Here is a 12,451-nt window from a genome sequence, read left to right as displayed (position 1 = left end):
GGTTAGGTATCTCCAGCGGGAGGGTTGTCGAACAGGCTTTCTAGCCCGCTGAAAGCATCCGCAGCACCAGAGAGTGCATCACGCAGCGAATCTGCCGCAGGCTCAATGGGCTGCAGCAGATCGCCTATATCCGGCAGCGGCACCAACAGGCCCGGCAGATCGAGCAGATCCAGCCCCAAGTCGATATCCAAACCCAGATCGGGCGCTTCGAGCCCTAGATCCGACCCGGGAGGTTCGGGTGGCTCTGTGTACTCGCGCAGGCGGATGCGATAGTGGAATTGGTTAGGTGTATCGGCACTTTCTTCAATATGCAAAGCTTCGATCAATACCTGCTCCAACTCAGCTTCGGTAACAATGTCAGCGACAAAGTCCACCGGATCCCCCGCGAGGAAGGCGGGACGAATATTGTTGATTAAAAACTCGTCGCGAGCTTCATCTCCGTATAGTGAGCCGCTAATGTCTACAACCAGAGCACTACGACCCAGGTCTTGATGAAGGTCGCCGGAGAGTCCTGGAATAGGCAAACGAACCAGGCGACGCGATTCATGAGCCTGAATATTGGCGATACGCGGAATTTCCCAACCGCTAATCATCGGACGCACCAACATCAGAGCGCCCAACTTTCTATTGCGAAAAATACCTTGTGGCAGAAACGTTGCGCAATGCAGTTACTCACACAACCGTACAGTAAATTTGGGATGTACACGGATGGAGAATCCATTTGCTTTTCCTTGCTCGCTGGCAGTGCTTGGCACACCTTTTTTAACGCGCCATAGCTGGTTAGCCAGATCTTATCCACGACATATAATTGCTTCCAAACTAAACAGATCAGTATCCCGAAGGCCGCAAAACAAATCTCGTTGCGACTGAATAAAGTAAGCGATACAAATTTTTTGCGCTATTTTTCAGGAGGCAGCGGTTACAGGCTATCCCATGGCTATCGTTAACAAAATAAGCATTAGTGACTAGCAAGAACTAGATATCTCGCTAAAGATCTACAAAAAAATAGATCTTTAGGTTTATATTTTGTGGTAGCAGAAAGGATTGATTATCGACCTCAAATCAATTTCAAAAGGCAGTGGCGACGGCGGGAACGGGCGGAAATACAGTGTATAGGATAAATAAACGACAACGCCTGTGACGTTAAAAGTAGCGCATACCCGTTAACATTTAAACGAACGGAACAAATTGGAATATTGAGAGAGCACCACTAATTAAGTTCAAATATGCTCTAGCCTCGATCAAAATTTCCCTGGTCGGTACCGCTTTAAATGGCTGTGGAAGTTCTAGCTGCAGGGATTTTCGTTCGCCGATAGAGTGCCGCCGCTTCGCAGCGGCTTTTCACTTTCAAACGATCGAGAATCTGATGGACGTGATTTTTTACTGTTGAAAGCTGTATATCCAGCTCGCGTGCGATTTCTTTATTGGAAAAACCATTTTCGATAAGCTGAACAACGTGTTTTTGCCGCTCTGTCAACTTGATATCGGCATTGAATGTGGCGCCGCCAGTGCTACTGCGATAACCCTGGTTCAACAACCGGGCAGTGTAGGCCGGGTAGTACAAACGACCGGCAAACACGGTAAAAATACAGTGCCTTAGATCATCAACACTGTCGTTCGCGGAAATAACCCCCTCTACGCCAGATGTAATACAATCACAGATAACAGACTCGCTGTAGGAAGGAACAAACAAAATTATTTTTAGTTCAGCCACCAACGCTTTAAGCCGGGATACCAAGGTAAAACTGTCATCCAATTGGCTATCAATTAAAATAATATCAGCGCCATATTCTTCGAGAATGTTTTTTTCAAGCTTGTAACGTTCACCATTTGCATTCAACGTTTGGACAAGCGATGCAGAGAAAACAGGTATCTGCATATTCACCCCTTCATCCAAAGCGTTCAAATAACCCGCTAGGCTTTCTCGATACAGTCGGTTTTTAATGACTAAATCTAAATGGATATCCATAACCATAGATACTCGTCTACAAAAAAGGCGTGTCAATCATTCGCGTGGCATAAAATCTTAAAACGGATTATTTAGCACGCCAAGAATATTTCAAGAGGAAGGTCGATCGATTATGTCATAGCTAATTCGCGGAAACTACACCCAATCAGTTGTGCCCCTCTCCATAAAAGCACATAAATTAAAGGGTTTTTTTGCAAGGAGGGCACTCGTTGAATCATACGACACGAACATATCGCTTAACACCAGCAACCCTCCCCAGCCCGTATATCGACTCCAAAATACAGCTGTTGTCCCTATAAATAATGAAGTCTAACAAGTGAGCATTAACAAATATAAAAAGGTTAAGCGCATCGAAACCAGTATCATTTGCGTTTTTATTTCTGTATAAAACGAACTTTATGCTGATGGCCCAGTCAGACCGCTAACAGCATAGCTGTAACCTCTGGTGTTGTTTTTTTCAGAGGCTCCCAAAAAATTATCCGAACAACCCCACTAGTGGAGTTGAAAGATCAGGAGTTCAAAAAAATGAAAAAGATGAGTAAAACTGTTGCCCTATCCAGCGCTATTGCCGCAGGTGTTATGATGGCTGGTGCCAACGATGTACTGGCGGGCAGCAAAGCAAAAATGGAGAAATGCTACGGCATTGTGAAAGCAGGCAAAAACGACTGTGCCATTAAGAGCCAGGGTACCAGCTGTGCGGGCCAGGCGAAAAAAGATGGTATTGCGGACGCATGGATTTATGTCCCCACAGGCAAATGCGAAGCCATTATCGGTGGCAGCTTAGCGCCAAAAGAAGGGAAAAAATAAATTCTTTGTAGCCCGTGCGAACACACGGGCTAATCCACACAACACGAGACTATGAAACCAACTTTACCCCACCGTGCAGGCGTTAGCCTGAAGCCGCAACACTACCAGGAAATTATTTCGACTCTCCCCGACATTGGCTGGTTTGAAGTTCACCCGGAAAACTATATGGGTGCTGGCGGCCCCCCTCACCGTTACCTGCAAAAAATACGTGAGCACTATGCACTGTCATTTCACGGTGTAGGCATGTCCCTGGGCTCTACTGGAGGTATAAAAAAAGATCATCTCATCGCGCTCAAACACCTAATAGACCGCTACCAGCCCGCTCAGGTATCCGAACATATTGCTTGGAGCCACTGCAATCAGATTTTTCTTAACGACTTGCTGCCTCTTCCATATACGCACGATAGCCTGGAAATACTGTGCGAAAACCTAGATCGCATGCAATCTTTTTTGGGACAAGCAATTTTAGTGGAAAACCCTTCTACGTACATCGATTTTTCTCAAAGCGATTTTTCGGAACCGGAATTTATTAATAGAATATGCAAAAAAACGGGCGCAGGCCTGTTGCTCGATGTAAATAATATTTATGTTTCTGCAAGCAACAATGGATTCGACCCTTACCGGTATATTGACGATATCAAACTGCAGAATATCGGAGAAATTCACCTCGCCGGACACTCAGAACAAAAACTCGGTAACAACAAAACGATACGCATTGATGACCACGGTTCTGAAGTCAAAAAAAACGTATGGGCATTGTACGACTACCTGTTAAGCAAAACCAAACAACCTCTACCCACACTAATCGAATGGGACAATAATGTCCCCAGTCTCACTACATTACTTGGAGAAGCAGAAAAAGCCGACACGAAATTAAACAATCATTCAAAAAACACAACCCCATGTATTTAAGCGATCTTCAGCAACAACTGACACAAACCATACTTGGCAACAAACCCAGCTATTCGTTGGAGTCTGCTATTAAGCGCTATAGCAGGGATGAGCTTGAAGCGCGCTTAGATATTTATCGCAACAATTACTACGCTTCATTTGAAGAGGTTTTACGGGAAACCTATAGTTCCGTAAATCAGATTGTAGGCGAGGAATTCTTTAACGCCTTATCTGCAGCCTATATTCGGCAGCACCCCCCACAACATGCCGCCATGATTTATCTCGGCGAGAATTTTTCGGATTTTATTAAACATTTTGAACACACTCAAAGCCTCCCCTACCTGGCGGACCTTGCCCTGCTCGACTGGCATCGACAGCTGGCGTATCACGCTGCAGAAGCGGAGCCCTTAGCGCCGGAATTTTTCCAGAAAATTGATAACTCCACGCTCAGCAATAGCCTGCTGCAACTTCACCCCAGTACCAACCTACTTAAATCAGAGTTTGCTATCTTTACTATTTGGGACTCACTCACGAACACAAATTTAAACGATTCCACACCAATCCTATATGACACGCCGGAAACATTGCTAACCGTTCGCCCAGACACGGAGGTAAGAACCTGGAGATTATCTCCACCTGTAACTGAACTTATCAATCAATTAGCTGCCAAAAAAACCCTTATTCAATCCATAGAAGCCGCTTTAGAAACCGGTGAAAAACAGCAAATAACATTTAATCCTAGCGAGGCAATCGCATTTTTAGTTTCCAGCAGGGTAATTATTTCCCTGGAAGATCATAAGGTAGAAGAAAAATGAAAATGCTACGTATACTCGACAACTTCGCCAAATCCATCGGCGACCTGATTCCGGAGTTCATCCTTAATGTCGCTGCCCGCATTTCAGTCTTTATGATTTTCTGGCTGTCAGCACAGACCAAAATTGGGGGCGCTACATTCCTAGGCCAGAAATTCGCTTTTTGGGATATATCCCAAAGCACTTTCCTCTTGTTTGAATACGATTATGATCTACCTATAATCCCAGCAGAATTAGCAGCCTACACCGCCACTTTTGCCGAGTTTTTTGTGTCTCTACTTATTTTGTTTGGCTTGGTAACGCGGTTCAGCGCATTGGTCTTTATTGTTATGACATTGATTATTCAATTTTTTGTCTACCCTGGCGCCTTGGCAACACATTTTCTCTGGATGATTCCACTCGTTTACTTGATCAAAAATGGCGGAGGAAAACTGTCACTGGATCGTTTTCTATCTCGAGGGTAATGCATAGACATAAAAAAACCGGCTTTCGCCGGTCTTTATTTTTATTCGGAGCTAAAACAATACTAATTAAACATCGTATTCTTTAACCAGATTCAGTAGCTCTTCCGTTTTCGCTTCCATCAAAGCCTGGTCGCCACGGCTTTCAATATTCAAACGCAGCACAGGCTCGGTACTGGACATACGAATATTGAATCGCCAGTCGGCAAACTCCATGGATAAACCGTCTACCTTTTTGATTTCGGTAACCGTATCAGTGTAGTGCTGTTCAATCGCGGTAATAATCGCAACAGGGTCATTTACAGTGTTATTGCGCTCTCCGCTACACGGGAATTTAGCAACGCGGTCTTTAACCAGTTCAGACAATTTTTTACCTGTACGGCTCATCAGCTCTGTAACCAACAACCACGGAATATTGCCGTTATCGCAGTAAGCAAAATCGCGGAAGTAGTGGTGAGCACTCATCTCACCGCCGTAAACAGCATCTTCTTTGCGCATTTTCTCTTTGATAAAGGCATGACCGGTTTTGCTTTCTATGGCGCTACCGCCACTTTGCTCCGCAATATCGATGGTGTTCCAGGTTAAACGAGGATCATGGACAATTTTCGCCCCGGGATTTTTCTTCAGGAAGGCATCCGCCAGCAGACCAACCACATAATATCCTTCGATAAATACGCCGTTTTCATCAAAGAAGAAGCAACGGTCAAAATCGCCATCCCAAGCGAAACCGAGATCTGCACCGTTTGCTTTTACCGCTTCGATCGTCGCAGTGCGCCTTTCGGGAAGAATTGGATTTGGAATACCATTAGGGAAGGAACCATCAGGATTGTGGTGAACCTTGATAAATTCAAAAGGCATATGAGGCTCGAGACCATCAATAACTGCACCCGCACCACCATTGCCAGCGTTACAAACGACTTTTAATGGCTTAAGAGCTGAGGTGTCCACATACTGGAGCAAGTGCTCCAGATATTCTGGACGAAGATCGCGCCTCTCAACACTTCCAATTGAAGCTGACGGCTTGAACTCGCCTTTTTCTGCCATCGCCCTGATATCATCAAGGCCGGAATCACCTGAAATAGGCTCCGAACCTTTTTTTACCAGCTTCATTCCGTTGTAATCCATTGGGTTGTGGCTGGCAGTTACACAGATACCACCATCAACACCCAAATGGAAAGTGCCGAAATACACTTCCTCGGTTCCCACCTGGCCAATATGTATCACATCGGCACCAGCTTCATTAATGCCTCGAACCAGTGCATCGGTTAATGTTGCGCTGGTTAAACGAATATCGTGCCCAACAACCACTTTTTTCGCATCTAGAAATTCGACGAACGCCCGGCCGACACGGTAGGCCACGTCTTCATTCAACTCTTCCGGCACACGACCGCGAATGTCGTAGGCTTTAAAACAGGTTATATCAATCTTCATTCGGTTTAAATCCACCTATTAGTCTTGATGAGTGTAAAGATTTTCATACACATAGTTGGTTGCCTCTACAAAGCCAGAAACGCTGCCGCAGTCGAAGCGGCGACCTTTAAATTTATAGGCTAATACGCAACCATTTTTCGCTTGAGTCATCAGTGCATCCGTTAATTGCACTTCGTTATTTTTACCTGGAGGGGTACCTTCAATCAGTTCAAAAATATCGGGGGTTAAGATATAGCGACCTATAATGGCGAGATTACTGGGCGCATCCTCTGGAGCTGGCTTTTCTACCATTTCATCTACCTGGTAAATACCGTCTTTAATCTGCTTGCCCGCGATTACGCCAAACTTGCTAATATCCGTTTCCGGTACTTCTTGAACAGCAACAATACTGCAGCGAAACTGGTTGTAGAGCTTCACCATTTGCGATAGCACACCCTCTTCGGCCACACAGAGGTCATCAGAAAGCACAACACCGAACGGTTGGTCGCCGATCAGGCGGCGTCCGTTAAGAATAGCATCGCCCAGACCACGCATCTCGCGCTGACGGGTAAAAGAGAAAGAACCTTTTGCCATAACCTCTCGAATGGAAGACAGATATTGCTCTTTAGAAGAGCCCGCGATCTGATGCTCCAGCTCGTAACTCACATCAAAGTGGTCCGCAATCGCTCTCTTACCACGACCAGTGACAAAACCCACTTCCGTCAGACCAGCCTCCAACGCTTCTTCCACGCCATATTGAACGAGCGGCTTGTTCACAACCGGCAACATTTCTTTAGGCATGGATTTGGTGGCAGGGAGGAACCGGGTTCCATATCCTGCAACAGGGAACAAACATTTGCTGATCATAATCGACTTCACCTTCTTGCTTGTTTTTCTATATTTGCATTTGAGACGGGCAGTTTCCCGCCATATTGCCCCGATTTGAGCAGGCACGAAATATACCATATTCAATATTGCTTTACCGTTCCAGAAACGCATAGACAACCTGATTAATGTCAAATTGGCATGCCTGTTGGCGGAGCGCTGGCCACAACGCTGGACATGCACTATACACAGGGTAGAATGGCGCCTTTTTCTGAGCGACAAAGTTACGCTGTCGTCTAAATAACAAACGGATATCTTTCTGTCATGAACTCATTTGAACCACAGTCGTCATATAATCTTGAAGAGCTGCTCGCCTGCGGCCAAGGCAAGATGTTTGGCCCCGGCAATGCCCAGCTTCCCGTTCCCAATATGCTGATGCTGGATCGTATTAACCTTATCAGCCAAACGGGCGGGGAATACGGCAAAGGAGAGATCATCGCAGAGTTGGATATCAAAGATGACCTGTGGTTCTTTGGCTGCCACTTTCCCGGTGACCCCGTAATGCCGGGCTGCCTGGGGCTGGACGCCATGTGGCAACTGGTAGGCTTCTTCCTCGCGTGGAAGGGCAATCCAGGCCGAGGCCGTGCGTTGGGTTCTGGTGAGGTGAAATTTACCGGGCAAATTCTTCCAACAGCAAAGAAGGTCACCTACCATATCCATTTAAAGCGTGTTATTGAACGTAAATTGATAATGGGTATTGCCGACGGTCGCGTGGCCGTCGATGGCAAGGAAATCTATTTCGCCAAGGATCTGCGTGTAGGCCTATTCAGTAACACAGACACTTTTTAGGGCAATATCCCCACAGCGCTCTTGCACAGAGCAAGCCCAAAGCGCTCAAATACTTGAAGAGGAATATTATGAAACGTGTTGTAGTCACGGGCATGGGTATTACTTCATGCATAGGCAATGATGTAAATACCGTACTGGCGTCTTTGAAAGCTGGCAAGTCTGGCATTCGTTTTAACGAAAGTTATCAGGAACAAGGCTTCCGCAGCCTAGTATCCGGATCGGTTGATATTGACTTAAGCGAACACATCGACCGAAAAGTACTGCGCTTTATGGGTGACGCTGCGGGCTTCGCCTACATATCGATGCAGCAAGCCATCACCGATGCAGGCTTGAGTGACGCAGAGGTTTCCAACGAGCGCACGGGTATTATTGTTGGCTCTGGTGGCGCGACCACCTCTAGTGTCGTTGAATCTGCCGACATTATTCGCAGCCGCGGCGTTAAGCGCGCAGGCCCTTACCGCGTTACCCAAACCATGGCCAGCACAACCTCTGCTTGCCTTGCGACCCCCTTTAAGATCAAGGGCGTCAACTACTCCATTTCATCGGCTTGTGCCACCAGCGCCCACTGCATAGGCCATGCGATGGAATTGATACAGCTGGGCAAACAGGATGTCGTTTTTGCCGGCGGAGGCGAAGAAGAGCACTGGACACTAACAGGCTTGTTCGATGCCATGGGCGCGCTCTCAACCAAATACAACGATACCCCCGAAAAAGCCTCACGCCCCTACGATGCCAGCCGCGACGGTTTTGTCATTGGCGGTGGCGGTGGTAGCCTGGTGATTGAGTCTCTGGATCATGCCCTGGCTCGGGGAGCAAAGATTTACGCAGAACTGGTTGGCTATGGCGCAACCTCAGACGGCTACGACATGGTTGCCCCCTCGGGTGAAGGCGCCGTCCGCTGCATGAGACAGGCGTTACAGCCTATTAATGGTGATATCGACTACATCAACTCACACGGCACTAGTACACCCGTTGGCGATCTCGCTGAACTGCGAGCCGTGCGCGAAACCTTTGGCGACAAACTACCCGCCATCAGTTCAACCAAATCTCTGACTGGCCACTCTCTAGGTGCAACCGGCGTTCAGGAAGCTATTTACACGCTACTGATGATGCAGCACGGCTTTATTGCCGGCTCTGCCAATATCGAGCAACTGGACCCGGAAGCCGAAGGCTTGAATATTGTGCAAAACGCAAAAGACGCCGATATTAATCTAGCGATGTCCAACAGCTTCGGTTTCGGTGGCACTAACGCAACGCTGATTTTCCAGAAGTACAACGGCTAATCAACGCGCGATTTTCCGAGCAAAAAAAAGCGCCTGTTCGGCGCTTTTTTCACACATGGTAACGGCGTTTTTAGCGGGGAGCTTCCGCAATCATATTTTTATCGTGCAACCAGCGTCGCACCAAAGACTTAAAGCCGTGTCGCCATGACGGAAACTGTATGCCAAAGTCATCCGTACAGCGACGACCATTCAGGTTGGCACTTCCCATCAACAGACGCCCTTCGTCTTTACCGCCAATCACTTGCGGCATGGCCGCCTTCAGCCCAACCTCACTGTTTAGCATACGCACAACCGCATCGACCAACTCTGCCTCAGAGCACTGGTCAGAACTCCGCAAATGGAAGACTCCCCAGTTTTCAGCACCAGAAAACACCTGGTGAAGCAGCGCAATTAAGCTACGCACAACAAAGCCCGCAGATACCAGACTAAAGCGATGATGGTCAGAAACGGGGGCTAAATTACCGCTCATAAGTTTGGGAAGAAGCCTGTCAAACAAGCTTCCAGAAACGAAATCCATCACCCAGGGTAAGCGTAAAACAATCGTAGATGGGCACTGCAACGCTGCCTGCTCCATCCGCAGGAATTGCCGACCAATGTCGCTCTCCGGAGCCGGCATATCATCTTCGCGGATACCATCGGCAAGATAATCGTCGCCAAAAACCCGAAATGAGGACAACTGAATAAGCGGTATCGATTTCGCCTTACAGGCCTTCCCCATGCTATCCGCTGCCCGAATATCGTCCTCACTCACCTCCCCATAGAGCTCTGGGAAATGGATCGCCAAACTCGGCGACTTTTCGCTGAAATAGCCCTCCACTGATGCAGGATCAGACCAATCAAGGCCTTCGGACGAAGGCGTAAGCAAAACAAAAGGGTAATCTTCCATTACCCCCAAGAAAATGTTGGCGAGATCGGTATCCGCTCGCCGCACCAATATACGGTAGCTCAACTGTAGGCCCTAGCAGCAGATTGTTGTTGATCCCTTCGCATTCATTTAAAACGGAATGTCGTCGTCGAAACTATCCATCGCCGGCGGTGGCGCCGCCGCATGAGAGCTTTGTGCTGGAGCGGTCGATTGGGACGGCGCTGAAGCCGGAGCTGGAACTCGTTGGGGCTGAGAAGCTGCGGGCGCCTGCTGATAACCGCCGCCAGATGCCTGACCTTCCCCTGCAGAACGAGTATCGAGCATTTGCATTTCGTTAGCGACAATTTCAGTAGTGTAGCGGTCTTGTCCATCCTGCCCCTGCCACTTGCGCGTACGCAGGGCCCCTTCAACATAAACCTTACTACCCTTGCGTAGGTACTCGCCGGCAATCTCCGCTAGGCGGTTAAAAAACACAACGCGATGCCACTCGGTACGCTCTTGCGGCTGACCAGTCTGCTTATCTTTCCAGGTTTCGGACGTTGCAACGCTGATATTGGTGACAGCACCACCAGTCGGCATATATTTGGTTTCTGGGTCCTGGCCGCAATTTCCAACCAGGATAACTTTATTGACGCCTCTACTGGCCACGATAGTTCTCCTAAATATTTCAATATTATGTATGTACTGATATGCCCACAATTCTAGCGTGTTTAGCTTTAACTAATCTACCCAGCTAACATTCCCGCCGTAAAACCCGGTATAGCTCGTCCTCATCAAACTGCTGCTTATCCACCTTCAGATACAGAAGCGAATCCTCACTAACCAACAGGGCCTCCTCTACACCAGGCACAGCAAGAATATCCATCGTCGCATGAAAACCCCGCTGAACACTGACACTCAAGCTGCTGAGGTAACGAGGGCTGCGCATGGTAACAGCAATTAGAAACCAGAGGGCAACAACTGCCGTTCCCAGCCAGTATACCTGCTCCACACCGCCATACTGCAGCACCCAGCCACCGCTTACTCCGCCCAAAAAAGCCCCCAGGAACTGGCTGGTAGAATATACCCCCATCGCTGTACCCTTTGCCCCTGCAGGAGCAAGCTTGCTTACCAGCGACGGTAGGCTGGCCTCTAATAAATTAAAGGCGGTAAAAAATACCAGCAACAATAGGAACCATCCTTCTTTAGACACGACAAAAAATCCCGGCACAGCTAAACTTAACCCTAATATCGCAACGGCGCCGACAAACACCAACTTTACCCTGCGCTTACGCTCGGCAAACACCACTAACGGCAGCATCAACACAAACGCAACTCCAAGTAGTAACAGGTAAACCATCCAATGGGATTCGCGGCCAATAGTAAAACGCTGCTCCAAAACTTGAGGTACCACGATAAAGGCTGTCATCAAGACAAAATGCAGGGAAAAGATGCCCCAGTTCAGGCGTAACAGCTCCGTATTTTTAACGCTGGCAAATATAAGTGCGGGAATCGCCCCAGTATCCCGATGCGTCGCTGGAGCTCTGGGCGGCGTTGGCACAACGAAAATCAGAACAAGCATACCCGCCACCGCGAGTACCGACGACAAACTAAATACGCCACTCAAGCCCGCGAATGCAGCAACCCCTGGCCCCAAGATCATGGCAACAGAAAACGACAAACCAATAGACGCACCAATCGCCGCCATCGCCCGAGTTCGATTTTCCTCCGAGGTCAAATCTGCCACCATCGCCATAATTGCACTGGCGATCGCGCCGCTCCCCTGTAGCGCCCGGCCGACAATAAGGCCTTCTATACTGGTTGACTGAGCCGCAACCAGACTCCCAACAGCAAAAACGACAAGGCCGAGAAAAATCACAGGTTTGCGACCCCAAATATCGGATAGCAATCCAAGCGGTATCTGGAACAGGGCCTGGGTAAGACCGTAGACGCCAAGAGCAAAGCCCAAGAGCAAGGGTGACGCACCGAGGTATTCACCACCGTAAAGCATTAACACTGGTAGGACCATAAAGAGCCCTAACATTCGAAATGCATACAGAGACGCCAAAGAGGCGACTGTTTTAACCTGAGAATGCAAAGCGGAACTTCCTCTAACTCGAAAAAACGGCGATTCTAACAGCCAACCCCGCGACATAACACCGCTTCCCTTTTTCGAGTTCATATTTTACAGCCCGTATAAACCCGCACCTCGTCGAGGACGTACCATACCACCAGCAAAGCCTCTATTTACGGGCAAGTATGGTGCTCAATTCCAGCACTTAAGAATGAACTTTCTATCT

At 48.1% G+C, this 12,451-nt stretch carries 13 protein-coding genes; 6 read left to right on the top strand and 7 right to left on the bottom strand.

Annotated elements, in window-relative coordinates:
• Positions 1 to 2: 2 nt before the first annotated feature.
• The gene (locus H5715_RS01220) at positions 3 to 593 is read right to left on the bottom strand and encodes a hypothetical protein (RefSeq protein WP_175574271.1); all 591 of its coding nucleotides are present in this window, start codon (positions 591 to 593) and stop codon (positions 3 to 5) included.
• Between the two features lie 674 nt (positions 594 to 1,267).
• The gene (locus H5715_RS01215) at positions 1,268 to 1,969 is read right to left on the bottom strand and encodes a LuxR C-terminal-related transcriptional regulator (protein WP_175574272.1); all 702 of its coding nucleotides are present in this window, start codon (positions 1,967 to 1,969) and stop codon (positions 1,268 to 1,270) included.
• Between the two features lie 525 nt (positions 1,970 to 2,494).
• Here H5715_RS01215 and H5715_RS01210 point away from each other — a divergent pair.
• The 4 genes from H5715_RS01210 to H5715_RS01195 are packed head-to-tail and all read left to right on the top strand — an operon-like array spanning position 2,495 to position 4,943.
• On the top strand, positions 2,495 to 2,776 hold the full coding sequence (locus H5715_RS01210) for a BufA1 family periplasmic bufferin-type metallophore (protein WP_075186100.1): 282 nt from the start codon (positions 2,495 to 2,497) through the stop codon (positions 2,774 to 2,776).
• 51 nt (positions 2,777 to 2,827) lie between these two features.
• Complete coding sequence (bufB, locus tag H5715_RS01205; protein ID WP_075185962.1) at positions 2,828 to 3,688, top strand: MNIO family bufferin maturase; 861 nt, start codon at positions 2,828 to 2,830, stop codon at positions 3,686 to 3,688.
• On the top strand, positions 3,679 to 4,482 hold the full coding sequence (locus H5715_RS01200; RefSeq protein WP_075185963.1) for an HvfC/BufC N-terminal domain-containing protein: 804 nt from the start codon (positions 3,679 to 3,681) through the stop codon (positions 4,480 to 4,482). Before bufB ends, H5715_RS01200 begins: the two co-directional genes overlap by 10 nt.
• Positions 4,479 to 4,943, top strand: a complete 465-nt coding sequence (locus H5715_RS01195) for a DoxX family protein (protein WP_075185964.1) — start codon at positions 4,479 to 4,481, stop codon at positions 4,941 to 4,943. Before H5715_RS01200 ends, H5715_RS01195 begins: the two co-directional genes overlap by 4 nt.
• Before the next feature lie 66 nt (positions 4,944 to 5,009).
• Here H5715_RS01195 and H5715_RS01190 read toward each other — a convergent pair whose 3' ends face one another.
• A complete protein-coding gene (locus H5715_RS01190; RefSeq protein ID WP_075185965.1) occupies positions 5,010 to 6,371 on the bottom strand; it encodes a phosphohexomutase domain-containing protein in 1,362 nt (453 codons plus the stop codon).
• 18 nt (positions 6,372 to 6,389) lie between these two features.
• Positions 6,390 to 7,217, bottom strand: a complete 828-nt coding sequence (galU, locus tag H5715_RS01185) for a UTP--glucose-1-phosphate uridylyltransferase GalU (RefSeq protein WP_075185966.1) — start codon at positions 7,215 to 7,217, stop codon at positions 6,390 to 6,392.
• Positions 7,218 to 7,499: 282 nt separating this feature from the next.
• Between galU and fabA the strand changes: the two genes are divergently transcribed.
• Positions 7,500 to 8,024, top strand: coding sequence for a 3-hydroxyacyl-[acyl-carrier-protein] dehydratase FabA (fabA, locus tag H5715_RS01180; RefSeq protein ID WP_075185967.1), 525 nt, complete (start codon positions 7,500 to 7,502; stop codon positions 8,022 to 8,024).
• A gap of 68 nt (positions 8,025 to 8,092) precedes the next feature.
• A complete protein-coding gene (gene fabB, locus H5715_RS01175; RefSeq protein ID WP_075185968.1) occupies positions 8,093 to 9,307 on the top strand; it encodes a beta-ketoacyl-ACP synthase I in 1,215 nt (404 codons plus the stop codon).
• Positions 9,308 to 9,377: 70 nt separating this feature from the next.
• On the opposite strand, the gene H5715_RS01170 is transcribed toward fabB, so the two are convergent.
• The 3 genes from H5715_RS01170 to H5715_RS01160 all read right to left on the bottom strand — a co-directional run bounded on the left by H5715_RS01170 (position 9,378) and on the right by H5715_RS01160 (position 12,180).
• A complete protein-coding gene (locus H5715_RS01170; protein ID WP_075185969.1) occupies positions 9,378 to 10,256 on the bottom strand; it encodes a sugar nucleotide-binding protein in 879 nt (292 codons plus the stop codon).
• A 45-nt stretch (positions 10,257 to 10,301) separates the two neighbouring features.
• A complete protein-coding gene (gene ssb / locus H5715_RS01165; protein WP_075185970.1) occupies positions 10,302 to 10,820 on the bottom strand; it encodes a single-stranded DNA-binding protein in 519 nt (172 codons plus the stop codon).
• Positions 10,821 to 10,905: 85 nt separating this feature from the next.
• Positions 10,906 to 12,180 (bottom strand): MFS transporter, encoded by a 1,275-nt coding sequence (locus H5715_RS01160; protein ID WP_246434647.1) that lies wholly within the window; start codon positions 12,178 to 12,180, stop codon positions 10,906 to 10,908.
• Positions 12,181 to 12,451 lie beyond the last annotated feature (271 nt).

Source organism: Teredinibacter haidensis, assembly GCF_014211975.1.
GTDB lineage: Bacteria > Pseudomonadota > Gammaproteobacteria > Pseudomonadales > Cellvibrionaceae > Teredinibacter > Teredinibacter haidensis.
The sequence above is the reverse complement of the archived record's forward strand: the minus strand, read 5'-3'. Positions and strand labels throughout refer to the sequence as shown.